A 26,399-nucleotide genomic window follows, 5' to 3' on the forward strand; every position below is an offset into this window, starting at 1 on the left:
TCAACGGTAGCCGGCCGCGTCAGCCGGACGCCCCGCGTCCTGGACTTCCACCAGGTACCGCCAGCAGTCCGGCTGCGAGCCGTCCACATCGGTGAAACCATACTCACGGGCAAGTCCGCCGGACGAAAACGAACCACCGTTCCGGCGCTGCACGTCAGGGTCCGCGGCGAGTGCGGCAACGGCGCGGCCTACGAACCTGGGGCTTTCCGAGATTGCAGCGAAGTGCGGTTGGATGGTTGCGGCCGCACGCCAGGTCGCCTCGGTAACTTTGAAGTTCTCCAGCATCATCTCTGAACGCATCCAACCGGGAGTCAAGGCAACGGCGGTGCAGCCGAAGGGTTTCAGTTCCTCGGCCTGGCTGAAAGCGAGGCGCAGGATCGAATTCTTGGCGAGGTCATAGAACGTGGAGACGCGGTAGTGCCCGTCGTTGTACTCCCGGGTTCCGTCCGTCATCTCCACCACCAGGCCGCCGGGATTACGGATCAGCAGGGGGAGGGCGAAATGGCTCGTGATCAGGTGGGTGTCGACGGCGAGATGCAGCATCCGAAGACCGTAGCCAAGGTGGTGTGCCCATACCGGGGCGTCCCATTCGATGAAGTGTTCACCGCCCCAGATGTCATTGACCAGGACGTCCAGGCGCCCGTGGGCGTCATCGATCCGCCGCGCCAGCGACTGCACGGCCGCCGGATTCAGATGATCGACCTCGACGGCGATGCCCACTCCGCCGGCACCGTTGACCAGTTCCGCGGTCTCTTCGATGGTCTCCGGCCGGTCATAATCGGAGCGGTGCTCGCGCGTGCTGCGGCCGGTGCAGTAAACGGTGGCACCGGCTTCACCGAGGGCGACGGCGGTGCCCCGGCCTGCTCCGCGGGTGGCCCCTGCCACCAGCGCGATCTTTCCCGACAGTGGCTTGACCATAATTCACTTTCCTCCTCGGCCGGCCCCTCCATCGAAGCACCACTGGACATTGCCGGGATAGGGGCGGAAGTCCCCGCCGCCTACGTCAACCTGAATGTCTGGTATCCCGGACAGAGGCGTGATTCGATGGTCTTTCGAGGTGCGGGCGAAGGTGCACGCTTAAGTACGGGATACCGGACATTTTCCCTCGTGTCCGGCCGCGAACGAAGGAGGAGACATGGCCTTAAGCGAAGCATCCGCTCGGGCGGCGTCGAAAGTTCCGGCGGCGGAAAACACGCTGCGCATCCTCAAACTGTTGGCCTCCAAACGCGGGCCCATGGCGGCGTCGAACATTGCTACGGCACTGGGTCTGCCCCGCTCCAGCGTTTACCACCTGCTGGGTGTCATGGAGGCAAACGGCTTCGTGATGCACCTGCACGAGGAGCAGCGCTACGGCCTGGGCATCAGTGCCTTCGAACTGAGCTCCGCGTATTCGCGCCAGGAGCCGCTTTCCCGGCTGGGGCGGCCCATGCTTGCCTCGCTCGTGGATGTGATCGGCGAAAGCGCGCACCTGGCTGTCCTGCACGGCCGGGACGTGCTTTACATTGTGGAGGAGCGTGCCAAGAACCGCCCGTCCCTGGTGACTGATGTCGGCGTCAGACTGCCGAGCCACCTCACCGCCAGCGGCCGCGCCATCCTTGCAGCGCTGCCGAAATCCCAGGTCAGGGCGCTTTACCCGAACGCCGCGGCCTTTACCGCCCGCCATGAGGTGGAGGGTGCCATCATGAAGTACTCGGCGCTGTCCTCGCACCTGGACCAGGTCCGGCAGCGCGGTTACGCCACCGAACATGGCGAGGTGACGCCCGGTTTCGGCTCGATCGCCGCTGCCGTGACGGATCACGTGGGCTGGCCCACCGCCGCCGTCGCCGTGACATTCCTTGAGGAAAAGCTCCCCGCCGAGCAGTGGCCGGTCCTCGCCGCCCGGGTGCAGAAGGTCGCCGACGAGCTCTCCACCCGCATCCACGGCCGCCGCCCGGCCTGACCACCCCGGCCCCCGGCCCCACCCCGCCCCCGGCACCCCGGCACCCCGGCCCCCCGGCACCCTGGGTTGCGCTATCACCTATGGCTCCCATTAGGCGGTTTTAGGGACCGAAAGTGATAGCGCAACCCAGGGGCAGGCGGCGCGGGAGGAGCAGGGCCGGGGCAGGCAGGGCGGGGTCTGGAATCCCGGACAGTACCGGCTTCAATCCGCTGTATCCAAGGCCGCGGACCGGCTTTAGTTGATACAGGACCACATCCCGAAAACCCACAGCACAGAAGGAGCCCCTCATGGCACCCGCCGATTTCACCACCGGTGCCCGCCCGGTCAAAGCAGCCCGCGGCACCGAGCTCACCGCCAAAAGCTGGCAGACCGAAGCCCCGCTGCGCATGCTCATGAACAACCTTGACCCCGAGGTCGCCGAGCGCCCCGATGACCTCGTGGTCTACGGCGGCACCGGCCGCGCCGTCCGGTCCTGGGCCGCGTTCGACGCCATCACGCGCACCCTGGAAACCATGGAAAAGGACGAGACCCTGCTGGTCCAGTCCGGCAAGCCGGTCGGGGTTTTCCGCACTAACGAATGGGCGCCGCGGGTGCTGCTGGCCAATTCCAACCTCGTCGGCGACTGGGCCAACTGGCCCGAATTCCGCCGGCTCGAGGCCGAGGGCCTGATGATGTACGGCCAGATGACCGCCGGATCCTGGATCTACATCGGCACCCAGGGCATCCTGCAGGGCACCTTCGAGACCTTCGCCGCGATCGCCCGCAAGCTCACCGGCGACGAGAACGGCACCCTCGCCGGCACCCTGACCCTCACCGGCGGCTGCGGCGGGATGGGCGGTGCCCAGCCGCTCGCCGTCACCCTGAACGAGGGCGCCTGCCTGATCGTCGACGTCGACGAAAGCCACCTGCGCCGCCGCCTCGGCAAGCGCTACCTCGACGAGGTGGAGACCGACCTCGACGCCGCCATCGCCAAGGTGCTCAAGGCCAAGGAGGAGCGCCGCGGCTGGTCCGTCGGCTACGTCGGCAACGCCGCCACCGTCTTCCCGGAGATCCTGCGCCGCCACAACGCCGGCGAACTCACCGTGGACATCGTCACGGACCAGACCTCGGCGCATGACCCCCTGAGCTACCTCCCCGAAGGCATCACGGTGGCGGAATGGCACCGCGAGGCCGCCGCCGACCCCGAAGGCTTCACCAAGAAGGCGCAGGCCTCGATGGCCAAGCACGTCCAGGCCATGGTCGAATTCCAGGACGCCGGCGCCGAGGTCTTTGACTACGGCAACTCCATCCGCGACGAGGCCCGCAAGGGCGGCTACAACCGCGCGTTCGAGTTCCCCGGCTTCGTCCCGGCCTACATCAGGCCGCTGTTCTGCGAGGGCCTCGGCCCGTTCCGGTGGGTGGCGCTTTCAGGCGACCCCGAGGACATCGCCGTGACGGACGCGGCGATCAAGGAATTGTTCCCGGAGAACAAGCACCTGCACCGCTGGATCGACGCCGCGCAGGAACGGGTCGAATTCGAAGGCCTCCCGGCCCGCATCTGCTGGCTCGGCTACGGCGACCGCGCCAAGGCCGGCCTGCTGTTCAACCAGCTCGTCAAGGAAGGCAAGGTCAAGGCGCCCATCGTCATCGGCCGCGACCACCTCGACTCCGGCTCCGTCGCCTCCCCGTACCGCGAAACCGAGGCCATGGCCGACGGCTCCGACGCAATCGCGGACTGGCCGCTGCTCAACGCCCTGCTCAACACTGCCTCCGGCGCCACCTGGGTTTCCATCCACCACGGCGGCGGCGTGGGCATCGGCCGCTCCATCCATGCCGGCCAGGTCTCGGTCGCCGACGGCACCGACCTCGCCGCCCAGAAGCTCGAACGCCTCCTTACCAACGACCCCGGCATGGGCGTCATCCGCCATGCCGACGCCGGCTACCCCCGCGCCGTCGAGGTGGCCAAAGAACGCGGCGTCCGCATCCCCATGAACGAAGGAACCACAAAGTGACCCTGACCACCCATTCCCCGCTCACCGTCACCCTCGGCTCCAGCGGCGTGACGCCCGAGGACGTCGTGGCCGTCGCCCGCCACGACGCCAGGGTGACCATTTCCCAGGACGCCCTGGACACGGTGGCGAAGGTCCGCGCCCACATCGACAACCTCGCCCACAGCGAGGTCCCGGCCTACGGCATCTCCACCGGCTTCGGCGCGCTGGCCAACCGGCACATCCCCAACGAGCTGCGCACCCAGCTGCAGAAATCCCTGATCCGCAGCCACGCCGCCGGGATGGGCCCGGCCGTGGAACGCGAAGTGGTCCGCGGCATCATGTTCCTGCGCGCCAAGACCCTCGCCTCGGGTAGGACCGGCGTCCGCCCCGTCGTGCTGCAGACCATGGTGGACGTCCTCAACGCGGGCATCACCCCGGTGGTCCGCGAATTCGGCTCGCTCGGCTGCTCCGGCGACCTCGCGCCGCTCTCGCACTGCGCCCTGGTCCTGATGGGCGAAGGCGAAGCAACCGGCCCCGACGGTGAGCTGTACGGCGCCAAGGGCGGACGGCCGGTCGCCGAGCTCCTCGCCGGGCACGGCATCGAACCCGTCACCCTGGCCGAAAAGGAGGGCCTGGCCCTCGTCAACGGCACTGAGGGCATGCTGGGCATGCTGCTGATGGCCATCGCCGACATCCGCCAGCTGCTCACGACGGCGGACATCACCGCCGCCCTGAGCGTCGAGGCGCTGCTCGGCACCGACCAGGTGTTCCTCCCCGAACTGCACGCGGCCCTCCGGCCCCACCCGGGCCAGGCCGCATCCGCGGACAATATGCTCCGGGTCCTTTCCAACTCCCCGATTGTGGCCTCGCACCGGATCAACGACACCAAAATCCAGGACGCCTACTCGCTGCGCTGCGCGCCCCAGGTGGCCGGCGCCGTCCGCGACACCGTGGACCACGCGGCCCTGGTCGCCTCCCGCGAACTCGCCGGGGCGATCGACAACCCGGTGGTCCTCCCGGACGGCCGGGTCAGCTCCAACGGCAACTTCCACGGCGCGCCGGTGGCCTACGTGCTGGACTTCCTGGCCATCGCCGTCGCGGACCTGAGCTCCATCGCCGAGCGCCGGACCGACCGGATGCTGGACCCGGCGCGCTCGCACGGTCTGCCGGCGTTCCTGGCCGCGGATCCCGGCGTCGACTCGGGCCTCATGATCGCCCAGTACACCCAGGCTGGGCTGGTCTCGGACAACAAGAGGCTGGCCGTCCCGGCGTCCGTCGACTCGATTCCGAGTTCGGCCATGCAGGAGGACCATGTCTCCATGGGCTGGCACGCGGCCCGCAAGCTTCGCCGAGCCGTGGACAACCTGCGCCGCGTCCTCGCCATCGAACTGGTGACCTCGGCGCGGGCTCTCGATATCCGCACCCAGCTCTCCGGCGGCGAGCTGACCCCGGGGCCCGCGGGCGCAGCAGTGATCGCGGCCCTTCGCACCGTTGTGGACGGGCCGGGCACGGACAGGTTCCTGTCCCCGGAACTGGAAGCGGCAAACCTGCTCGTTGAGTCCGGGGAGATCCGGGCCGCGGCCGAATCCGCCGTCGGAATTCTGGCGTGAATTTGAACAAAGTGCAAAACGAATGAACAATTCCCGGCGTCCCCGAAATAATGCGTGACACGGCAGGCGGGGGCCCGGGAATTGTAGTAGAACTAAAGGTGTAGCAAAAAAGTCCACACCAATGATGTTGTGGCAAAAGAACATATACAAAGGGGTAGAAGTTCAATGAAAGCACGCGGGACGGTACTGTCCAGGCGCATGGCATTCGCCGCCACCGTTCCTGACTGGAGGAGCCTCAAGTCAGGCGAACGAGTTGAAATCCTCAAACACGCGCACGTTGTGGCCGCGGGTGAAGTTGAAGAAGTGTCCGTCAGCGGAAACGTCCTTTGGCTGGTGGCTTCGGGTCCGTCCGACACTCAACTCTTTATGAAATCCGACGGCGTGCAGGTCCGCCGGAGCTAATTCCGCGATTAAGCGGTGACGTCCTCGTACGTTTCGCCGAAGGGGACTGTCTCGTCCAGGGTCACCGTGTAGGTGCCCGCTTCGTGACGGGTGACGCGGATTCCACAGGTTCCGTCCTCAACGGCTGCTTCGATGAGCGCCTTGACAGCGTTCTCGAGGCCGCGGTGCACCTCTTCGGCGGACGAGAAGGTCAGGTGAAAGGACCGCACGGCGGGGGTCCGGGATTCGATAGTGGCTGAGCTCATTGGGGGACTTTCTCTCATGACGTGTGCCAATTGGCCTCAGCCCATCTTACCGACGCTGTCAACAAATGTAGGATGTCTGGCATTTCAATGCGGCGGCGGTCTTCCCAGACGCCTCCCGGAGGGACGCCGTAGGTGGAGTTCACCCACTTGACACCCTCGCGCCGCCTGGGCTCCGGCGCGGGGTAGTCCTTTTGGCCCATTGAGCACGTGCTGTGCATCGGATATCGTCGACTCGACAGGACCGCCCTGGGTCAGCTGGGTGCAGTCACGAGCCTCCAGAGAGCAGCATTCCTTGTCACCTGATCAGCCGGCAACATTCCCGATCCCCGCGGACGTCAGCGCGCGCTCCCCGCTTGAGGAGCGCCTCGATCCGCCCGTCCGCCGGCTTGCGGTCGGAGTTTGGACGGCCGAGTTGGTCGGCGACGAACTGGCGGATATCAGCTACGCCGGCCGCCCGGTCCTGCGCGCCATCAAGGCCGTCGTCCGGGACCATGAATGGCGCACCCTGGCACCGTCTGTGCGTGACTTCACCGAGTTGAAGGACGACGACGGGCTCAGCTTCCGCTTCCACGTGGACTATGCGGCGCCGGACGCCGTGGAGCCGGCCTACGAGGGTATGGTGACGTTCCGGATCACCCCAGCCACGGTCGAAATGAATTTTTCGGGGAGGGCCATAACGGCCTTCCGCAGGAACCGGATCGGAATTGTGGTGCTCCACCCCGCCAGCGAGGCCGGACGGGACGTCAGCGTGGTGGCGCAGGACGGCACTTTGACCACCGGCACTTTCCCGCGGGAGATCAGCCCGGACCTGGTGTTCCGGGACATCTCCTCCATGGAGTGGGCGGATGCGGGTACGGCTTTCGATCTGGGCTTCACCGGGGACATTTTTGAAACCGAAGATCAGCGGAACTGGTCGGACGGGTCCTTCAAGACGTACAGCACGCCGTCCGCCCTGCCCATCCCCGTGGACGTGGCGCCCGGAGACACCGTGCAGCAGTCCGTCAGCCTCGAGGCGCTCAGCATCGAGACGCCGGACAACCCCTTGAGCGAGATCCATGCCAAGGACGCCTTCGCGGTGGCTGGGCCGGCGGGAACCGTTCCGCCCCTCGCCCTTCTGATGGGCGCCAGCGACTCCGGCAACGCCCCTGAGGACGCCACTGGGGCCGCGGTTTCCCCAGGGTCTGCGGTGCTTCCAGGACTGGACGCGGTCCTGCTGGAGCTCTTCGAGCCGCGGGAAGAATGGCCTGCCAGGCTCACTGCGGCCGCCCGGGAAGCGGACCGCCACGGCGCCGGGCTGGACGTGAGGATCATTTCCACGGCAGCGGATGAGGTGCCGGAGATCCTGGCCCGGGCGCTGGGCGGGACACTTTCCCGGATCAGCCGCCTGGGGATTTTTGACCCCGGCACGCAGTGCACCGACCCCGCCGTCTGGGCGGGATTGACAGGGGCGCTTAAGGGAACCGACTTCGGCGGCCAGCTCGTGGCCGGGACATGCTCGCATTTCACCGAGCTCAACCGCTGGATCAGCGCAGATCCAGCGGTCGTTCCGCGGGACGCGGATGCCTTGGCATACAGCCTGTCGCCGCAGGTCCACAGCACTGAAATAGGACATGTCCTCGAGACGCTCCCCATCCAGCGGCTCACCGCCCTGAACGCACTCCGGCTCGGCGGCGGGCGTCCGGTCCACGTGGGGCCCGTCACGCTCAAACCCCGGTTCCACGCACCCGGGCATCAGGGCGCCCATGACGAACTGCAGGGCCACAGTTTTACTGCCGCCTGGACACTGGGCAGCATCGCGGCGCTCACCGTGGATGGCGTGGCCTCGGTGACATATTTTGAGACCAGCCCGCCGCGCGGTATCACCGCCGATGACGGGGCCCTGACACCGGCCGGGGAGTTGCTGCAGCGGCTCGCGGCCCACAGGGGCAGGAAGGTGCTGACCGTCACAGAGGCCCGGTCCGGGAAGAGCCCCCTGACCCTTTACCCGGTGGAATCGGGGGGCGGCCTGGAGCTGTTTGCCGCAAACCGTAGCCCCCGGCAGGCCGAGGCAACGGTGTCCCTGCCCGACGGGGCCGACGCCGTCCGGGCTGCGGTGAGTGTGATCGGCGCCGAAGCCGGAGCGCAGGCAAAAGCCACGGCGGCCGACGGCGGTACCCTCACGCTGGTGCTCGGACCGTGGTCCACCGCCGTCGTCACCTTCAACGGCTGAGCAGCCCCCGCTGAGTGCTACCCCAGCAGCGTGGTGACCAGCCGGGCGGCCACCTTTGCGGTGCACTGGTCGACGTCGAATTTCGGGTTCAGTTCGGCCACGTCCAGGTGGAACAGCTTGCCGCTGGCGGCCACCTGCCGGCACACTGCACTGATCACCGGCAAGGGCACGCCGTAGGAGGCGGGGGCGCTCACCCCCGGAGCCACCGCCGCCGGCAGGACGTCAAGGTCGATGGTCAGATACAGCACATCCACGCTGTCCAGGAACGCGGCCACGAAGTCCCGTGTGGCCTCGGCGGTGCAGTCCTCATCCAGCAGGTATTTCACGCCCAGCTGCTTGGCGGTGTTGAAGAGGGCGCGCGTGTTGTTCGGTTCGGAGATTCCGACGACGGCGTAGTTCAGTTCGCGTTCAGCGGCCTCTTCGGCTTTGGCCATCTGCAGGAACGGGGTGCCTGAACTGGGCTCGGGCTCGTCGCGGAGGTCGAAGTGGGCATCAAGGTTCAGCACACCGAGGCGCTGTCCGTCCCGGACCGCCGCGGACCCCGCCACGCCCAGGTAGCTTGCGAACGCGGTTTCGTGGCCGCCGCCCAGCAGGACGGTGAGGTTGCCGGCGTCGAGCATCTCCGTAATAGCCAGGCCCGCTCGCGCCTGGCCGGCTTCCAGCGCGCCGCCCTTGACGGTGACGTCACCGGCGTCGAACACCTCTCGGTCCAGATGGTAGGCCAGCGGGCCAAGGGCCGTGCGGATGGCGGCAGGGCCCGCCGCGGCCCCCGCGCGGCCCTTGTTGCGGATCACGCCGGCTTCACTGCTAAAACCGAGGATCACCGCTGGCCGGCGGACCGGGGCGGCGGACGGCAGGGCGGGCGTTCCGTGGCCGCGGCGGTAGGGCGAGACGGCCTGCCACCACCGGCGGTGCTCGGATCCCTCGCCGTCGAAACGGCCCTTCCAGCTCAGCGGCGGGATGTCCACGGTGAAGGCGGTAAACGGCATACTCCAAGCACACAGCAACGGCGCCGGGAAAACCATCCCCGGCGCCGTCGAACTGTCTGAAATCCCGGAATCAGCCCTAGTGGATGCCCAGGGCCGCCTCAATGGGGCCAACCGCGAAGAACAGCAGGAAGGCGGCGGCCACGGCCCACATCAGCGGGTGGATGTCCCGCGTGCGGCCCTGGAATGTGCGGATCAGTACATAGGCGATGAAGCCCGCGCCGAGCCCGTTGGCGATGGAGTAGGTGAACGGCATGAGGGTGAAGGTCAGGAAGGCGGGAATGGCGATGCCCCAGTCCTGCCAGTCGATCTTGCCCACCTGGGAGACCATCATGAAGCCCACTACCACCAGCGCCGGAGCCACGGCCTCAAACGGGACCAGATTGATCAGCGGCGTAAAGAACATGGCCACGAGGAACAGCAGGCCGGTGACGATGGACGCCAGACCGGTGCGGGCGCCTTCGCCGATGCCCGCACCGGATTCGACGAAGATCTGGTTGGAGGACACCGAGGCGCCGCCGCCGGCGATGGCGCCCACGGCATCGACCATGAGCACGCGGTCCACGTTGGGAATGTTGCCGTCCTTGTCGATGGTTCCCGCTTCGGTGGCGAGCCCCACCATGGTGCCCATGGCGTCAAAGAAGATGCTGAGCAGGATCACGAAAGCCAGCAGGGTGGCGGCCACGAAACCCAGGTGTTCGAAAGCGCCCACCGGGTTGGCCTTGCCGATGAGCGACAGGTCAGGCGCCGCCCATTCGGTGAATTTGGGGGCCACGAGGGACCAGCCCTGCGGGTTGTGGTTCTTGCCGTCGAAGCTGGGTCCGATATGCAGGGTGAATTCCAGGATCACGGACAGGACGGTGGAGGCGATGATGCCGATGAGGATGGCGCCCTTGACCTTGCGTACCACGAGGGCGATCGTGAGGATCAGGCCAAGGACGAACACGAGGGTGGGCCAGCCCAGGAGCTTGCCATCAAAACCCAGCCCCACCGGAACCGTGGTGCCGGCGACGTCCGGGATGCGGCGCACGAAGCCTGCGTTGACCAGGCCGATCAGCGCGATGAACAGGCCGATGCCGACCACGATTGCGGTTTTCAGCCCGTCCGGGACCGCCTTGAACACCGCGGTGCGGAATCCGGTCAGCACCAGGATCAGCATGGTGAGGCCGGACAGCATTACCAGGCCCATCATGTCCGGCCAGCTCAGGCCCTTGTTCGTGGCAACCGTGACCGCCACAAAGGCGTTGACGCCGAGGCCGGTGGCAAGGGCGAACGGGTGCTTGGCCCACGCTCCCATGATGATAGTCAGGATGCCGGCTACCAGGGCGGTGACGGCGGCAACGGCCGGGAAGCCGAGCGTGCCGCCGGTGGAGTCCTGGCCCGAGAGGATCAGCGGGTTGAGCACCACGATGTAGCTCATGGCGAAGAAGGTGGCGAACCCTCCGCGGACCTCGCGCGAGACGTTCGACCCCCGCTCAGTAATCTTGAAGTAGCGGTCCAGCGCAGAGCCCTGCTTAAGCATTAGTCCTCCGGGGGTGATAAGTGATTCTTGAATCTTATTAGTCGCCAGGATGGCCTACCTGCAATTTCGCCTACTCTGTAAGGAAGCCAACACAGGAGTAGTCCACGTATGCGTTCCACCCGCCAGCTGCTTAGCGTCCTCCTTGGTGCAGTCGTCTTCGCTGCCGCTCTGCTGTTCGCCGCCGGCCCCGCCTCGGCGCATGATGTGGCGGAGTCCACCAGCCCTGCGGACGGCACCACCGTGCCCGTCCCGCCCGCTAAGGTGTCCATCACCTTCAACGAGCATCCGCTGGCTCTGGGTTCTCAGGTCAAGGTCACCGACGCCGCTGGCACCAACTGGGCCGACGGCGCAGTGGAGATTGTGGACAACGTGGCCTCGCAGCGGCTGAAAGAGGGAGCGCCCGCGGGAAAGTTCACTGTGGTGTGGCGTGTGGTCAGTTCCGATTCGCACCCCATTGAAGGCACCTTCACCTTCACCGCCACCGCAGGGGCCGCCGGTTCGGCCGCGCCGGTGCCCACGGCTGGGACGCCTCAGCCCGGCACCACTCCGGCGCCGGAGAAAGCCCCTGATGCGTCCGAGCCGTTTCCCTGGAGCCTGGTGATCTTCGCGGGGACCGCCCTGGGAATTTTGGTGGCTCTGGGTGTCCTGGCCAAGCGCAGCCTGGGGGTGGAGGAGGACGCGACCGAAGCCGAAGTCCCGGCTGAATCGGAGGATGCAGCCGATGCGGGGGATGACGCGCGCTGAGAGGCCGGCTGAACCCGGGCAGCGGCCGCGGACGGCGCCCCGTCAGCCTGACCCGTCAGCCCGACCCGTCAGCCCGACCCGGCCAGCCCCGACCCGTCAGCCCGAGGCCCTGGGCGGGGAGTGACTGAGGCGCTAAATCGAGGCTGAAACGGCGGCAAAACTTCCCGTTAGTGCCAGGGGAACGCTGTCAGGGTGGACCTTGGCGGAAATGGCCTGGCCCACCACCTTGGCTTGGCGGAGGATCTCCTTCGGCGTGGGCGTGATCAGTTCACCGACCCCCACCAGGTAGATGCCTATGGCGCGCATGGCGGCGCCCAGGTTGTGGCCCACCGCCAGGCCCAGGTCCGCGAACATGCGGCGCAGGTGGCTGTGGGCGCCGCGGGTCAGGACGATGTGGTCCGCGAGGAGGATTCCGTCGGGGGTATGGACAGCCCATTGGTGCACCGAGGGATTGTTCGCTTCGGTGTCCAGCAGATCCAGCTGCACGGCCCGGGTATGGTTGCGGATGTCCAGCTTGTGGCTCGCGGCGTAGTTGCGCAGGTGCCGGAGGATTTCGTTCCGTTCCTGAATCGTGGCCGAATTCGGTGCGTCACAGCGGGGCAGCGATATGGTGTTGGCCGGCTGTGCAACGCCCAGGGTTTCGAGGCCGTCCACAACGATCGAGTCCACACCCCGGCGCCGGAGTTCGCTGGCAATCGCCAAACCCGGCAGGCCCGCGCCGATGATCACTGTGGTGGTGCGTTCGGTCCCACCGCAAACTGGCATGCTGGACACAGCGGGTTTCCTCCTCGAGTGGCTCAATGTGCAGAGTTCCTCCGCACGTTCTCCGTAACCCCCAAAGTCCGGCGTCCGCGTCATCCGCAGATGTGTTCTGAAACACAAATCTCAGATCGCAGTGCCTCGAGACTACAGAACTTTTGGAGCTCTGGATAGCCTTTCCGGATCATTGGGTACCCCTACAATCTCACACATGTGATTCGGCTCATGGGAGGTGGGATGTAGATATTTCGGATGGGTTACCAATTGGCGCGGAAGGCTGTTTCCGGCTGCTCTCCACGCCTTCGTTAAGCCTTCTTTCCCACGGTCCCGCACCGGGAAGAGCGGGCAGAATCAGCGGATTTTCGGCCTGTTGTGGCGCCAGCGCCACGTTTGACACGAACCGCGGACAGTTCTGGCAGAATAGCGGCAACATCATGCAGTATCGCGAGGAGGCGGACCCCATGGGCCGAGAACAGGTGCACCCTGCAAAGGACGACGACGGCGGCTCTGCCGCTCCCGAAGGGATCGTCGTGGGAGTGGACGGTTCGGACCACAGCCATTGCGCGCTGGTATGGGCGGCCCGCGAAGCCCAGCGCCGGCACCGCCCCCTTCACATTGTGACCGCCTACTCCGTGCCGATCTTCGCCGCGTCCGGCCTCGACGGCGGATACGCCACGGTGGACGATTCGGTGATCCGCGAAGGTGCCGAAGCCATCCTGAAACAGGCCGTGGATAAAGTGGCCTCCTACGACATCGACCTCGACGCTACCGTCGAAAACGGCGACGCCTCCGGCGTGCTGTTGGAAATGTCGGAAACGGCTGAGCTTCTGGTCTTCGGCACGCGCGGGCGGGGCGGTTTTGTGGGCCGGCTCCTTGGATCGGTGAGCAGCGCGCTGCCCGCCCACGCCAAGTGCCCCACGGTCACGGTGCCGCTGATCTGCGCGGACAGGCTCGGTGAGGTTACGGAGGACAAGCACGTCAAGGCGGAGCGCGCCAAGTCCGGGCACCGGCCCATCGAGAATGTGGTGGTGGTGGGCGTGGACGGCTCCGACCAGGCACGCGTGGCCGTCCTCGAGGCCGCAGCCGAGGCGGAGCGCCTCGGCGCCACCCTGCGCGTGGTTTGTGCGGTGCCCCAGTACAGCGGTTCACTGGCGTGGGTGCCTGCCCCCATGGACCGCGAGGCGCTCTTCGCGGAGATCCGGGTACAGCTCGACGCCGGTGCGGCGTGGCTGAAGAGCCACTTCCCCAGTCTGACGGTGGAAACCCAGCTCGTGGATGGTTCTCCCATTGACATCCTGGTGGACGCCAGCCGGCACGTGGAACTTGTGGTGGTGGGAACGCGCGGCCGCGGCGGCTTTGCCGGGATGCTGCTCGGATCCACCTCGGACGGGGTGCTGCACCACGCCAAGGGCCCCGTCCTTGTGGTCCCGGACAGGGACGATCCCCGCCTTGCGGACCGCCCGAGCTTTGGTCCGATGCTCGGGGCGGCCTAGGTCCGAGGCCGTGCTGTGAACCGGCTCCGAACGCAAGGTACGCCCCCGATGGATCTGGTGCTGGGGCTGGACATGATCACAGCGGACATGCTCCCGGCGGTGGGCGGCAAGGCAGCGAACCTCGGGGAACTGAGCTCCGCGGGGCTGCCTGTGCCGGCCGGATTCTGCCTCACCACCGCGGCGTACCGCCGCGCCGTCGCACCCGCCGGCCTCGATGAACTGCACGCCGCCCTGGCCGCCACCAGGCCCGGCGAGCTGAGTACGCTGGCGGAACTGGCCAGCGGGGCGCGTGGACGCGTGCTTGGCGCCGGGATCCCTGCCGAGGTGGCCGACGCCGTACGTGCCGCCTATGCGGCCCTCGGTCCGGACGTTCCTGTTGCCGTGAGGTCCTCCGGCACGGCCGAGGATCTGCCGCTGGCCAGTTTCGCCGGACAACAGGACACGTTCTTGAATGTGGTGGGAGTCGAGGCCGTCCTGACAGCCGTCCGGCAATGCTGGGCATCCCTATGGACAGACCGGGCCGTCGCCTACCGCGCCACCCACGGAATCCCGCCGTCCGCCGTATCCCTGGCCGTGGTGGTGCAGCACATGGTGGATGCGGAGGTCGCCGGTGTGCTGTTCACCGCGAATCCGGTCACGGGACGGCGGCATGAGTCCGTGATCGATGCAAGTCCGGGCCTGGGCGAAGCGGTGGTCTCCGGCGCAGTCAACCCGGACCACTTTGTGGTGGACAGCGTCACAAAGAGGATCACGGAGCGGCGGATCGGGGACAAGCGGTTAGTCATTCGGTCCCGTCAGGGAGGCGGAACCGAGCGGGTGGAGACGGCCGCGGCCGGTTCGGCAGCATGCTTGTCGGATGTCCGGATCCAGGCCCTGGAGGCGCTCGGCCGGCGGGCGGAGGTCCATCTGGGCTCGCCCCAGGACCTTGAATGGGCCATCGATGTGGACGGCTCCTTGTGGCTGACGCAGTCGCGGCCCATCACCACCCTGTATCCGTTGCCGGATAACGCAGCCGAAAACGCCACCGGGAGGCCGGCTGCGGGTGACGGTTCGCGCGTCTACCTGTGCTTCAGCCTGGCCCAGGGGCTGACCCGGCCCCTGACTCCCATGGGGCTTGCCGCGTTCAGGCTCATCGCGTCCTCTGTTGCTGGCGCTGCGGGGTTTGACGTCCCCGAGCCCCACAGCGGTCCCCGCCCCTACACGCAGGCCGGACAGCGCATCTTCTTCGACCTCACAGCCGCCGTGCGCAGCGCCGCCGGCCGGGCGATTGTCCCGCGGGTGTTCGACGTGATGGAGGCCCGGTCCGCGGCAGTGCTGCGCCGGCTCTTCGCTGATCCCCGGTTTTCCATCACCAGACGCTCGCCCTGGCGGCTCCTCCGGCATGTGGCGCCGGTGGCGGCGCGCGCCCGCGTCCCCGGGTCCCTGGTCCGGGCGCTCCTTCGGCCGGAGGCCGCCCTCCACCGCGTGGAACGTTTCGGCGGACAGTTCCGGGCTGCCCTGGTGGCTCCAGCGGGAGCCACTCCCGCGGAACGCCTGGCCCACGCCGAACGCATCCTGGGCAACGAACTCTTTCCTGTGGTTCCGAACGTGCTTCCCTTGCCGGCGCTGGGTTTTGCCATGCTCGCGGCGGCCGGAAAACTCTTGGGCACGGGCGCCGGCGCGGATCAGGGAGGCCTGCAAACCGTGCTGCGCGGGCTGCCCAACAATGTGACCACGCAGATGGACCTTGAGCTCTGGCAGCTTGCGGGATCCATCCGTTTGCACCCCGCTGCTGCTGCGATGTTGGCCGAGGCCCAGCCGGCCGAGCTGGCCCGCCGCTACCGCGCAGGTGCGTTGCCCGCCGTCGTACAGTCCGGAGTGGCGCGGTTCCTGAGCCGCTATGGCCACCGGGCCGTCGCCGAAATAGACGTGGGGATGCCCCGCTGGACCGACGACCCCGCCCACATCTTCGGGGTGCTGACGAACTACCTCAGGCTGGAGGATCCCGCGCAGGCTCCCGACAGGCAGTTCCGCAATGCCGCGCGCGAGGCCGAGGCCCAAGTGGAGCGGCTCGTCGCCGCCGCGGGGGAGCGGAGCCGGCTACGCGCCAGCCTGGTCCGCGCGGCACTGAAGCGCGCCCGGATGTTCGCCGGGCTCCGTGAACTGCCGAAATACCACATTGTGGAGGCGCTGGCCGCGGTGCGGAAACAGCTTGCCCTGGTGGGCGCCGAGCTTGCGGCCTCCGGCAGGATTGAGTCCGCGCAGGATATCTTCTTCCTTGACCTCGTGGAGGTGCGGCAGGGACTCAGCGGCACGCCACTGCACGGAACCGTGGAGCGGCGGCGGGAAGCCTATCGGGCCGAACTCGGGCGCCGGCATATCCCCAGGGTCCTGCTGTCGGACGGAACGGAGCCCGAAACGCTGCAGCAGGACCTGCAGCAGGACCGGGCCCGGACAGCCCGCGGCGTCCTGGCTGGAACGCCCGCCTCAGCGGGAACCGCGGTGGGCCCCGCGCGCGTCATTCTGGATCCGGAGGGGGCGCATCTGGAACCGGGCGAGATCCTCGTGGCACCGTCCACGGATCCCGGCTGGACGCCCCTGTTCCTCACCGCCGGAGGACTGGTGATGGAAATGGGCGGGCCCAACTCGCACGGAGCCGTGGTGGCCCGGGAATACGGCATCCCTGCGGTGGTCGGCGTGCCGGATGCCACCTCTGTCCTCGCCACCGGGCAGGTGGTCGCGGTGGACGGCGCCGCCGGCACAGTGGTGCCTCAGACGGGCTGAAGCGGGGCCGGGCGAAACGGCCCCACCGTCCAGCGGAGGGGGTGTAAGGGAGTTGTCCGAAGCGTACTCTGGATTTATGAGCTGCAACGTTGGAGTTGGATTGCCATGACCCGAAAATGGCTGCGGTGGCTGCCCGCCGTGGCTGCCCCTGCCGTAATTGCCGCCGCCGCGCTGACGGGCTCATTGCCCGCGAGTGCCGGCAATCCGCTGCCCGCCAAGACGCCCGGGGAAGTACTCGCGCTTGTGGCGGGGCACTCCGCCCCCTCGCTCTCCGGAACCCTGGAGCAGTCCTCCAACATGGGCCTGCCCTCGCTTTCAAAGTTGGGTCCTTCGACTGGAACTGACGGAACGTCCATCCTCGAGTTGCTCAGCGGCCCGCACACGGCACGGGTGTTCCTGGACGGAAGCACGCATTCCCGCGTCCAGGTACTGGACCGGCTGGCCGAGCGTAATGCCGTGCGCAATGGCGACCAGATATGGCTCTACAGCTCCAAGGACAATTCGGCCACCCATCTGACGCTGCCCGCAGGCGCCGCCCAGCACCAGCCCGCCCGTACCGAAGGAGCAATGCCGACGCCGGAGGAGCTCGCTGCGCGTCTTCTCGCCACCGCCGGTCCCACCACGGATTTTGCCGTGCTGCCGGACGTTAATGTCGCTGGCCGGCCAGCCTACAATCTGATGCTCACACCCCGGGGTAACGGCACCCTGATTGGCTCGGTGGCCATTGCCGTGGACGGTCAGAGCGGGCTGCCACTCAGCGTTGAGGTGAAGGCCCGCGGCCAGGCGGAGCCGGCCCTCAAGGTGGCGTTCACGAGCCTGTCGCTGCAGGCACCGGACGCGGCGCTGTTCGCTTTCAGCCCGCCTCCGGGGGCCACCGTCAAGGAGAGCACCCTCAAAGAGAGTGCCGCCAGGGACAGCCACGCAGGGGAGCCTGGAAGCCCGGCTGCGGCCACGCATGAGCGTCCGTCGGTGACCGGGTCAGGCTGGGAGAGCGTAGTGGAAACCCGGCTCGACGCCACAGCTGCAGGGGCACCGGGACAGCCCGGCGCTTTCCTCTCCGGTGATCCGTTGCTCCAGCAGGCCGCCGTCGCGGTTCCCGGTGGGCATTTGTTCTCCACAGCCATCGTCAACGTGCTGTTGACCGACGACGGCCGCATTTTTGCCGGCTCCGTCCCGGCGGAGCAGCTGCAGGCTGCCGCTGCCAACCGGTGACCGCCCTGGGCAGTGCTGCCGAACTTGCCATCGAAACGCACGGCCTGAGCAAGCGGTTCGGCCGTCAACTCGCTGTTGACGGGATTGCGCTGGCCGTGCCGAGGGGTTCAGTGTTCGGTTTCCTGGGGCCGAACGGTTCCGGCAAAACGACGACTATCCGCATGATGATGGGGCTCGCAGCGCCCACCTCAGGATCCGTCCGTGTGCTGGGGCAGGAGATGCCGGATCGGTTGCAGGAAGTTCTCCCGCGGGTAGGGGCCTTGGTGGAGGGTCCGGCTTTTTACCCTTTTCTCTCCGGAGCCGCCAACCTGAAGCGGTTTGATGCCGCGGACCCGTACACCGACGCAGCCACCCGCAGTACGCGGGTGGCTGCGGCCCTGGAACGTGTGGGCCTAAGCCACGCCGCCGGGAAAAAGGTCCGGGCCTATTCCTTGGGCATGAAGCAGCGACTGGGCATCGCCAATGCTTTGTTGTCCCCCCGTGAGCTGCTGGTGCTCGATGAACCGACCAACGGCCTGGATCCGCAGGGCACCCGTGAGGTCAGGCACCTCGTCCGCTCACTCGCGGCCGATGGTGCCACCGTGTTTGTCTCCAGCCACCTGCTTGCGGAGGTGGAGCAGATCTGCACCCATGCGGCCGTGATGAGTGCCGGCCGGCTCGTGGCACAGGGGACGCTCGCGGAACTGAGGGGGATCGGCAAGCCCAGAATCCGTCTGGTTACCCCCGATGCCGCTTTAGCGTCAGGTGTTTTGGTGCAGATGGGCATTACTCCCCTTGATGGAGCGGGCCCGGACGTGGAGGGCGTGGTGTTGGCGGTATTCCCCGAACCCCTTGATGCGACGCATCCGGGGATCCGGGCGCCCGGCAGAACACACGCCGGGACGGACATCCCGCCTGAGGCCGTGGTGTCCGCCCTGGTCTCGGCGGGCGTGCGGGTCCGCGGCTTTGTGGTGGAACAAGGAAGCCTGGAGGACCGCTTCGTGGCCTTGACAGGGGAGGGATTCGAGATTGCCCAATAACGAGTTGCCGGCTGCCGGTGACCGCCGGGACCCGAAGCCCGCACGGTCCGGTGGACCCCTGCTGGTGTCGGAGCTGTCCGTCCTGTTCCGCAGGCGCCGGACCTGGGCCATGTTGCTCGCGCTCGCCGCCGTGCCGGTGCTGATGGCCGTCGCGGTGCGGGTGTCGTCCTCGGTGCCCCCTGGCCGGGGACCGGCCTTTTTGGACCGGATCACGCAGAACGGCTTGTTTGTGGGCGTCACTGCCCTGCTGGTATCGGTGCCGTTGTTTCTCCCCCTTACCGTGGGGGTGGTGGCGGGCGATACGATCGCCGGCGAAGCGGGCCTGGGAACGTTGCGCTACCTTCTGGTGGCTCCGGCGGGAAGGGTGCGGCTGCTGCTGGTCAAGTACGTGGGTGCGGCCGTCTTTTGCGTCGTTGCGCCGCTGGTGGTGGCGCTCGCCGGCGCGGGCATCGGCGCCGCACTCTTTCCCGTTGGACCTGTCACGCTGCTGTCCGGAGACGTGATCAGCCCGGAAGAAGCCGTGGTCCGGCTCTTGCTGATCGCCGCCTACCTGACCGTCTCACTGCTGGGGCTCTCCGCCGTCGGCCTCTTCTTGTCCACCCTCACCGAAGTGCCCGTAGGTGCCATGGCCGCCACCATCGTGGCATCGGTGGTGTCACAGGTGATGGGGGAACTCCCACAACTCGAGTGGCTGCATCCCTGGTTGTTCAGCCACTATTGGCTCGGATTCGCCGATTTGTTGCGCCAGCCGCCGGCATGGGACTCCTTTACCAACAACGCGGTGTTGCAGGCCGGATACATCGCGGTCTTCGGCGCGCTTGCCTATGGCCGGTTCGTCACCAAGGACGTCCTGTCCTAGCTTTCCCGGAACCAGCTTTCCCGGAACCAGGCCCTGCCGGTCTTCCCTCCGGACCAGCTCTTAGTAGCGCGCCACGTAGGGGTAGAGCTGCATTCCGGCCATCCGGGACACATCCGTGACGGTAATGCCATCATCGGGGTTGAGGGCCTGGACCACCCGGCCGCCGCCCAAATAAATGGCCACGTGGTAGAAGCCCGGGGCCGATCCCCATACCAGCAGGTCTCCCGGCTGCGCCTGGGAGAGCGGCAGGTGGACGGGTGCCTGCGCGTACTGTTCCGCCGCCGTGCGAGGTAGGTATTTCCCTGCTGCGGCGAAGGCGTTCTGCACCAGCCCCGAACAGTCGAAACCAAGGGGCCCGGTTCCGCCGTACTGGTAGAAATAGGGCGAACCTACCTTGCCAAGTGCCACCGAAATGGCGGTCTGGTTCGAGCCGTCCGGCGACGGTGCGGGCGCCGGGGCTGGTGCGGGCGCCGGGACCGGCGACGGAGCGGCGGCAACGGGCGCGGGAGCAACGGGCGCGGGAACCGGGGCCGGAGCGGCCGGAGCGGGAACAGCGGGCGCGGGCGCCAGCGGTGCCGGACCGGCCGCAGCGGCCTGTGCGGCCGGGGGAGCCGCCGCGCCGGCGGACTCCGGCGCCTGGGCGGCAGCTTGGTTCTGGACGGGCGGAGCCTGGGCAACGGCAGCGGCAGCCACAGCGGCCAACCGTTCCTGTTCCCGCTGGCGATCCAGGGCATCCACCCGGGCCGATTCCAGCGCCACCGTGGTGTTCTTCAGGGTGGCCAGCTGATCCACCAGAATGGTCCGCTGCGTTTTCGCGTCGGACACCGCCTTCAGCTGGGCCGCGTTGGCCTTCTCGGCATCGGCCTTCCGGGCCTCCGCTTCCTTGGCGGCGTCGTCCGCGGCGCGGTTGGCGTCCTCGGCCGCTGCCCGCAGCGACGTGGCGGCCGAGGCGGCGTTCTCGGCGCCCTCGAACGCCCGGGTGCGGCTCGCCGCAATGGTTTCCAAGGTGGCCGCCTGCTGCATGACTTGGCCATTGCCTGCGACGAAGGTGCTGAGCTCGGGGTTCAGGCCGCCGTTGCGGTACAGATCCCCGGCCAGCTGGCCGATCTGCTTACGGGTCTTCTGCTGTTCGACGTCGGCGGATGCCGCCTTCGCGGCGGCCACGGCCGCAGCGTCGCGCCGGATGCCGAGCGCCACCAAAGCATCGCCGTAGGCGTTGTTGGCCTGCATCGAGGTGGCAAAGCTGGCCTCCTGGGCCGCGGCGGCGTCCGCCAGGATGTGGTCGATCTTGGCGACCTGATCCGCCGTCGCGCTTTCACTGGCCTTGGCAGCGGCAATCTCGTCCGGTGACGGGATCTCGGGCGACGCCGGTGCGCGAACGGCCGTCGCGGCCGTGGACCCCAGGGGCGTCGCCTGCGCGGGCAGGGCGAGCGTTCCAAGCAGCACGACGGCGGCGCCCAGCACGGCGGCTTTTCGGCCGGATCCCGTTAAACCCATCAGTAAAACCTCGCAGCACTCGGGCCGGGATGAGCGAGGGGTGTGGAAGTTTCACACGGAAGGCCCCTCTGCGGATCACCCGGCAGAGACGAGGCTACGTGCCGGTCGCAACTTTGGCAACACTGGTCACATGAATAACATAAACAACAAGGATGTCATTTAGTCACACTGGCGGACGGCGTGTCGCGAAAAGCGGCTCGAAAAAAGGAGCAGCGGGGCACACCAAGGGGTTTCTAAAAGGACGGATCAGGTGCGGAAACCCTCAGGCGTGCTGGTGGGCCTCGTGCGCCGAATGGCTGGCGGGCTCCAACTGGAATGTGCAGTGTTCCGTGTCGAAGTGCGAGCCCAGGCAGGAGGCGAGCCGGTCCAGCACCTGGTCCGCGCCACGCGCGCTCAATACGTCGTCCTTCACCACCACGTGGGCGGAAAAGACCGGCACTCCGGACGTGATGGTCCAGATGTGGATGTCGTGCACGGACACCACGCCCGCCACGGACAGGATGTGCTCGCGGATCATCTGGACTTCCACTCCCTTGGGCGTGGCCTCCAGCAGGACGTCCACTACATCGCGGAGCAGGTGCCAGGCGCGAGGAAGAATCATGACCGCAATAAGGATCGAAGCGATGGTGTCCGCCGCGTGGAATCCGGTGAAGATGATTACCAAAGCAGCCACGATGACGGCGAAAGAGCCCAGCAGGTCGCCCAGCACTTCGAGGTAGGCGCCGCGCACGTTGAGGCTTTCCTTCTGGGCGCCGCGGAGGATCAGGAGGGACACCAGGTTGGCCACCGCGCCCAGGATCGCGGCGTAGAGCATCACATCCGTCCGGACTTCCGGTGCCGCTCCAAGCCGTCGGAGGGCTTCGGTGAAAATGACCACTGAGATCACAATGAGGACCAGTGCATTGGCCAGGGCGGCGAGTACCTCGGCCCGCTGGTAGCCGTACGTCCGCTGGTCGCTGGCGGGCCGGGAGGCGATCCAGGCGGCCAGCAGCGCGATGGACACGCCTGCGGCATCGGAGAGCATGTGGCCGGCGTCGGCAAGCAGTGCCAGTGAACCAGACACCGCGGCGCCAACGACCTGGATCAGGACCACGGCCAGGGTGATGCCTAAGACGGCGATCAGTCGTTTCCGGTGCTTGGCAGTGCCCGTGGCGGAGGCCGAGAGGCCGTGCGAGTGGCTGTGGTCGTGTCCCATGCCTACAAGGCTAGTCCCGCGCGGTTGCCGGATGAGGCAGGGCGGCGTCAACGAGGCGTACCGCACCGGCGCCGCCTGCGGCCGCCGGGCGGGTAGGGCTATCCCCAGCCGAGTTCATGGAGGCGTTCGTCACTGATGCCAAAGTGGTGGGCGATCTCGTGGGTCACGGTCACCGCCACCTCGTGGACCACTTCCTCGCGGGAGGTGCAGATGTCCAGAATCGGCTGGCGGTAGATGATGATACGGTCCGGCAGCGAGCCGGCGTCCCACCACGAATCCCGCTCGGTCAGCGGAACGCCCTCGTAAAGGCCCAACAGGACGGTATCCGGGTCATCCCCAGGCCGTGGAACGTAGTCGTCGTCGATGAAGATGGCCACATTGTTCATGGTCTTGGCGAGGTGCGGCGGGATACGGTCCAGGGCGTCGTTTACTGCGGCTTCAAAGTCGGCTTCGGACATTGGAAACGGTGCGCGGTCCTTGCCCACGCCGTTCGCGCCTCGGTCCCGGGCGTTGCCCGGGCCACTCGGGCTGTCCGGGTTGATTGGCAGGCCTGGCGGGAGGGAGGCGGGCATAGCAGAAACTCTAGCGCCGAATCAGCGGGACCGGCGCCGGGTCAGCCCCACACCCACGAGGCAGACAACGCCGCCCACAAGGCCCCAGACGGTCGGCACCTCGCCGAGCACCAGCCAGGAGATCAGGATCGTGGTGCCAGGCACCAGATAGGTGGTGGCGGCCAACCGCCCGGCATCGATCAGGGACAGCGCGTAGGCCCACGTGGTGAAGGCGATCGCCGTGGGGAAAACGCCAAGGTAGACCAGTCCCAGGGTGGCCTGCAGCGGGGCCACCTGAAGTTCCGTGACCAATTGGCCGCTGAAGGGCAGGCAGCAGAGGGCGCCGACCACGATTCCGAACCAGGTGGCCTGCCCGGCGGGGAACTTCCGCAGCACCGGCTTCTGCACGATGACGCTCACCGCGGCGAGGGCGGCTGCGAGCAGGCAGAGCAGAACTCCGGCAACATCCGCCGTCGAGCGTTGACCGGAGCTCAAGGCGATGATCGCCACACCGGAGAACGCCACCGCGCTACCGATGATCAACCAGCGGGGGAAGCCTTCTTTGAGGACCACCCCGGCCATCACCGCGATCAGGATGGGGTTGACGTTGATCAGTAGCGCGCTGGTGCCGGCGTCGAGCAGGTGCTCCGCGGCGTTGAGGGCAACGTTGTAGCCGCCGAACCACATCACCCCGTAGGCGAGGATCGGCCACCACTCGCGCCCCTTGGGCAGCGTCCGCAGTTTGGGGAGCACCACAAGGCCCAGTGCGACGGCGGCGATCGCGAGCCGCCCCAGCGTCAGGGAGCCGGGGGAGAAGTGCGGCCCTACCGAGCGGATGCCCACGAACGCGGAGGCCCAGAGCACCACGGTGGTGATGACGGCGGCGACGCCGAGCTTGTTGACGGGAGTGCGGGCAGTCTGCGCGGACACTTCGTGGGTGCCGGGGGACTGCAGGGGGCCGGATTCGGCGGTTGTTGCCATGCAGCCAATCTAACCCCGGACCGGCGTCCGGGGCTGGCGGAAATCGGCCACGTCTAGTCGAGATCCTGCCAAAGTTGACGGCGTCCTTTCGAACGTGCGGCCCTACCTGGTGGGCGCGCCGGGGCGACTCACAGCGCCTAAACCGGTCGTTACCGCAGCACGCCTGCCGCCAGCTGGATGGCGGCGGCGATTTCGTCCAGCGCGGCGGAGCCGTGGCGCCACTGCTGCCAGTGCAGCGTCACGTCCACGAAGGCGCCCGGCGCCAGCGCCAGCAATGCCCCCCGCCGGAGGTCCTCACCGATTTCGATCTCGGGCATCATCCCCCATCCCATCCCCAAACGGACAGCATCGCCGAATTCCTGGGCGGCAGGAACATAGTGCCGCGGCGGCTGGAGCGGCTTGCGGCTCAGGCGCCGCAGCCAGCGGTCCTGTAAATCGTCTTTTCGGTCGTAAATGATGACGGGGGCCGCGGCCAGGGCCGCAGCGGTTGCCCCGTCGTCGAGCCATTTGCGGGCGAACGTTGGCGTGCACACCGGGACGTAGCGCATGACCCCCAGTCTGCGGGATAAACAGCCGGGGATGGGCGTCGCCGTGGCGGTGATGGCGCCTGCCGCGGCGCCGCTGCGGAGAAGGTCCAGCGAATGCTCCTGGTCCTCGCGAAGGATTTCCAGTTGGGCGGTGTGGGCCACCGCTGCCAAGCCCTTGAGCGCCCAGGTGTGCAGCGAATCGCTGTTGATCACCAGTGCCAGGGAGGGCAGTCCGAGGGGCTGGTCCGGCTGCAGGTCCTCCGCCAGGTCGGCGGTCAGCAGCTCGAGTTGGCGGGCGAAGCGCACCACGGACTCTCCGGTCTCGGTGAGCTCCACCGGACGCGCCCTGCTCAGGACCGGGCGGCCAACGGCAACCTCGAGCGCCCGGATTCGCTGGCTGACGGCCGACGGTGTGACGGACAAGTGGCTGGCGGCGGCGTCGAAGCTTCCGTGCTTGACGATGGCAGCCAGCGTGCGGGCTTGCTCCGGGTGGATGTCGATCATTAGCTCATCTTATGTGAATGCAATATCTTTAACTGGATTAATGATCGGGCCGCTCCTAACGTTGGAGGGTGATCTTTCCCCTGCTCTCAGGCCTCTCGGCAGGCCTGTCCCTCATTGTCGCCATCGGCGCCCAGAACGCATTCGTCCTGCGGCAGGGCCTGTTGCGATCCCATGTGCCCATGGTCGTGGCGGTCTGCGCGGTCTCGGATCTGGCACTCATTGTTGTGGGCGTGGGCGGGGTCGGTGCGCTGATTGACCGGGCGCCGGCAGCCGTGGTGGTTATCCGCTGGGTCGGAGCCGCTTTTCTGCTGGCCTACGGGTTGCTCGCCGCGCGGCGGGCCGTCCGTGGGGAACAAATGGGCCAGGCCGGGACCGGCAAGAGCGGTAGCTGGGCAACCGTCCTGGGAACGTGCCTGGCCTTCACCTGGTTGAATCCGCACGTGTACCTTGACACCGTTTTGCTGCTGGGATCCCTCGCTGGCACGCACGGGGACACCGGCCGGTGGTGGTTTGCCGCTGGCGCGGGCATCGGGAGCATCGCCTGGTTCTCGGCCCTCGGCGCCGGTGCCCGTTACCTCACGCCGCTGTTTCAGCGCAGGAACGCCTGGCGGGTGCTCGACGCCGGGATCGCCGTGGTCATGATCGCTCTCGCCGCGCTGCTGCTCACCTAGGCCGGGCAGCGTTTGTCTCGGCTGGTTCTGGCGCGGCAAGCATCGCAATACACTGTCCGATAGAGGGCTAGAAAAAGGAAAGTGCCATGTATATTCCCGCTCATTTCGCAGCCGGCCCCGAAGCCGTTCAGGAGTTGCTGAACCACCCTGGCGCCGCAAACCTTGTCACCAGTACGGCCCGCGGGCTCGTGGCTACCCTGCTGCCCTTCGTCTACGACCCTGCGGCGGGCGAGCGCGGGGCCCTGCTGGGGCACGTGGCCCGCAACAACACCCAGTGGTCAGAACCTGCGCTCTGTGAATCCCTGGTGATTATCCAGCGCCCGGACGCCTACATCTCGCCCAACTGGTACGCGTCGAAGGCTGAGCACGGGCGGGTGGTGCCCACGTGGAACTATTCAGCCGCGCACGTCTACGGCAACCTGGTCATCCACGACGACCCAGCGTGGCTCGAGGGCTTGGTGCGGCGGTTGACGGACGTCCATGAAGCCGGGTCGGAGCAGCCATGGTCCGTGGATGACGCGCCCGAGCGCTACGTCGCCGGTCAGCTGCGCGCGATTGTCGGCGTCGAACTTCTTATTACCCGGGTCGAGGCGAAACTGAAGCTTAGCCAGAACCGGCCTTCGGCCGATATTGACGGTGTGGTGGCCGGGTTGTCGGCCAGGGGAGAGGCCGACGCCGCCGCGGACGTGGAGCGGGCACGGCCACGATGACCCATTCCCGAGGCATGTACGCCTGGAGTGG

Annotated in this window: 23 protein-coding genes; 13 read left to right on the plus strand and 10 right to left on the minus strand. The window is 67.4% G+C overall.

Features of this window, described 5'->3' with window-relative positions; all coding sequences use genetic code 11:
- Complete coding sequence (locus ACP4XC_RS02590; RefSeq protein ID WP_427173340.1) at positions 1-918, minus strand: SDR family oxidoreductase; 918 nt, start codon at positions 916-918, stop codon at positions 1-3.
- Between the two features lie 217 nt (positions 919-1,135).
- Here ACP4XC_RS02590 and ACP4XC_RS02595 point away from each other — a divergent pair, with 217 nt between their 5' ends.
- The 4 genes from ACP4XC_RS02595 to ACP4XC_RS02610 all read left to right on the plus strand — a co-directional run bounded on the left by ACP4XC_RS02595 (position 1,136) and on the right by ACP4XC_RS02610 (position 5,921).
- Positions 1,136-1,939, plus strand: a complete 804-nt coding sequence (locus tag ACP4XC_RS02595; protein ID WP_427173341.1) for an IclR family transcriptional regulator — start codon at positions 1,136-1,138, stop codon at positions 1,937-1,939.
- Positions 1,940-2,226: 287 nt separating this feature from the next.
- Complete coding sequence (locus tag ACP4XC_RS02600) at positions 2,227-3,930, plus strand: urocanate hydratase (protein WP_427173342.1); 1,704 nt, start codon at positions 2,227-2,229, stop codon at positions 3,928-3,930.
- Entirely contained in the window at positions 3,927-5,519 is a 1,593-nt protein-coding gene (hutH, locus tag ACP4XC_RS02605) for a histidine ammonia-lyase (RefSeq protein WP_427173343.1), read from the plus strand. Before ACP4XC_RS02600 ends, hutH begins: the two co-directional genes overlap by 4 nt.
- 165 nt (positions 5,520-5,684) lie before the next feature.
- The gene (locus ACP4XC_RS02610; protein ID WP_427173344.1) at positions 5,685-5,921 is read left to right on the plus strand and encodes a hypothetical protein; all 237 of its coding nucleotides are present in this window, start codon (positions 5,685-5,687) and stop codon (positions 5,919-5,921) included.
- Positions 5,922-5,929: 8 nt separating this feature from the next.
- Here the strand turns inward: ACP4XC_RS02610 and ACP4XC_RS02615 are convergent, their stop codons facing one another.
- Positions 5,930-6,166, minus strand: a complete 237-nt coding sequence (locus tag ACP4XC_RS02615) for a hypothetical protein (protein WP_427173345.1) — start codon at positions 6,164-6,166, stop codon at positions 5,930-5,932.
- Between the two features lie 292 nt (positions 6,167-6,458).
- Between ACP4XC_RS02615 and ACP4XC_RS02620 the strand changes: the two genes are divergently transcribed.
- The gene (locus ACP4XC_RS02620) at positions 6,459-8,375 is read left to right on the plus strand and encodes a hypothetical protein (protein ID WP_427173346.1); all 1,917 of its coding nucleotides are present in this window, start codon (positions 6,459-6,461) and stop codon (positions 8,373-8,375) included.
- 17 nt (positions 8,376-8,392) lie between these two features.
- Here ACP4XC_RS02620 and hutG read toward each other — a convergent pair whose 3' ends face one another.
- Both hutG and ACP4XC_RS02630 read right to left on the minus strand, forming a co-directional pair.
- Complete coding sequence (gene hutG, locus ACP4XC_RS02625; RefSeq protein WP_427173347.1) at positions 8,393-9,364, minus strand: formimidoylglutamase; 972 nt, start codon at positions 9,362-9,364, stop codon at positions 8,393-8,395.
- A gap of 76 nt (positions 9,365-9,440) precedes the next feature.
- Positions 9,441-10,883, minus strand: coding sequence for an NCS2 family permease (locus tag ACP4XC_RS02630; protein WP_427173348.1), 1,443 nt, complete (start codon positions 10,881-10,883; stop codon positions 9,441-9,443).
- Positions 10,884-10,991: 108 nt separating this feature from the next.
- Here ACP4XC_RS02630 and ACP4XC_RS02635 point away from each other — a divergent pair, with 108 nt between their 5' ends.
- Positions 10,992-11,627, plus strand: a complete 636-nt coding sequence (locus ACP4XC_RS02635; RefSeq protein WP_427173349.1) for a copper resistance CopC family protein — start codon at positions 10,992-10,994, stop codon at positions 11,625-11,627.
- A gap of 132 nt (positions 11,628-11,759) precedes the next feature.
- On the opposite strand, the gene ACP4XC_RS02640 is transcribed toward ACP4XC_RS02635, so the two are convergent.
- A complete protein-coding gene (locus ACP4XC_RS02640; RefSeq protein WP_427174985.1) occupies positions 11,760-12,392 on the minus strand; it encodes an FAD-dependent monooxygenase in 633 nt (210 codons plus the stop codon).
- A gap of 455 nt (positions 12,393-12,847) precedes the next feature.
- Here ACP4XC_RS02640 and ACP4XC_RS02645 point away from each other — a divergent pair, with 455 nt between their 5' ends.
- The 5 genes from ACP4XC_RS02645 (at position 12,848) to ACP4XC_RS02665 (ending at position 19,732) form a co-directional block, all read left to right on the plus strand.
- The gene (locus tag ACP4XC_RS02645) at positions 12,848-13,879 is read left to right on the plus strand and encodes a universal stress protein (RefSeq protein WP_427174986.1); all 1,032 of its coding nucleotides are present in this window, start codon (positions 12,848-12,850) and stop codon (positions 13,877-13,879) included.
- 48 nt (positions 13,880-13,927) lie between these two features.
- Complete coding sequence (locus ACP4XC_RS02650; protein ID WP_427173350.1) at positions 13,928-16,642, plus strand: PEP/pyruvate-binding domain-containing protein; 2,715 nt, start codon at positions 13,928-13,930, stop codon at positions 16,640-16,642.
- A gap of 105 nt (positions 16,643-16,747) precedes the next feature.
- Positions 16,748-17,854 (plus strand): LolA family protein, encoded by a 1,107-nt coding sequence (locus ACP4XC_RS02655; RefSeq protein WP_427173351.1) that lies wholly within the window; start codon positions 16,748-16,750, stop codon positions 17,852-17,854.
- Positions 17,851-18,873, plus strand: coding sequence for an ABC transporter ATP-binding protein (locus ACP4XC_RS02660; RefSeq protein WP_427173352.1), 1,023 nt, complete (start codon positions 17,851-17,853; stop codon positions 18,871-18,873). The genes ACP4XC_RS02655 and ACP4XC_RS02660 overlap by 4 nt, the downstream gene beginning before the upstream one ends.
- Positions 18,863-19,732 (plus strand): ABC transporter permease, encoded by an 870-nt coding sequence (locus ACP4XC_RS02665; RefSeq protein WP_427173353.1) that lies wholly within the window; start codon positions 18,863-18,865, stop codon positions 19,730-19,732. The genes ACP4XC_RS02660 and ACP4XC_RS02665 overlap by 11 nt, the downstream gene beginning before the upstream one ends.
- A 60-nt stretch (positions 19,733-19,792) precedes the next feature.
- Here ACP4XC_RS02665 and ACP4XC_RS02670 read toward each other — a convergent pair whose 3' ends face one another.
- From ACP4XC_RS02670 to ACP4XC_RS02690, 5 genes are all read right to left on the minus strand, one after another.
- A complete protein-coding gene (locus tag ACP4XC_RS02670; protein WP_427173354.1) occupies positions 19,793-21,229 on the minus strand; it encodes a C40 family peptidase in 1,437 nt (478 codons plus the stop codon).
- 262 nt (positions 21,230-21,491) lie between these two features.
- Positions 21,492-22,424 (minus strand): cation diffusion facilitator family transporter, encoded by a 933-nt coding sequence (locus tag ACP4XC_RS02675; protein ID WP_427173355.1) that lies wholly within the window; start codon positions 22,422-22,424, stop codon positions 21,492-21,494.
- Between the two features lie 98 nt (positions 22,425-22,522).
- The gene (locus tag ACP4XC_RS02680; RefSeq protein WP_427173356.1) at positions 22,523-22,996 is read right to left on the minus strand and encodes a metallopeptidase family protein; all 474 of its coding nucleotides are present in this window, start codon (positions 22,994-22,996) and stop codon (positions 22,523-22,525) included.
- Positions 22,997-23,017: 21 nt separating this feature from the next.
- Complete coding sequence (locus ACP4XC_RS02685; protein ID WP_427173357.1) at positions 23,018-23,956, minus strand: DMT family transporter; 939 nt, start codon at positions 23,954-23,956, stop codon at positions 23,018-23,020.
- Between the two features lie 149 nt (positions 23,957-24,105).
- Positions 24,106-24,987 carry an ArgP/LysG family DNA-binding transcriptional regulator gene (locus ACP4XC_RS02690; protein WP_427173358.1) on the minus strand — a complete coding sequence of 294 codons (882 nt, stop codon included), beginning with the start codon at positions 24,985-24,987 and terminating at the stop codon, positions 24,106-24,108.
- A gap of 68 nt (positions 24,988-25,055) precedes the next feature.
- On the opposite strand from ACP4XC_RS02690, the gene ACP4XC_RS02695 reads away from it, so the two are divergent.
- Complete coding sequence (locus ACP4XC_RS02695; protein WP_427173359.1) at positions 25,056-25,658, plus strand: LysE/ArgO family amino acid transporter; 603 nt, start codon at positions 25,056-25,058, stop codon at positions 25,656-25,658.
- A gap of 86 nt (positions 25,659-25,744) precedes the next feature.
- A complete protein-coding gene (locus ACP4XC_RS02700; RefSeq protein WP_427173360.1) occupies positions 25,745-26,368 on the plus strand; it encodes an FMN-binding negative transcriptional regulator in 624 nt (207 codons plus the stop codon).
- Positions 26,369-26,399 lie beyond the last annotated feature (31 nt).

The sequence above is a fragment of the Arthrobacter sp. 92 genome, assembly GCF_050260325.1.
Classification (GTDB): Bacteria; Actinomycetota; Actinomycetes; order Actinomycetales; family Micrococcaceae; genus Arthrobacter.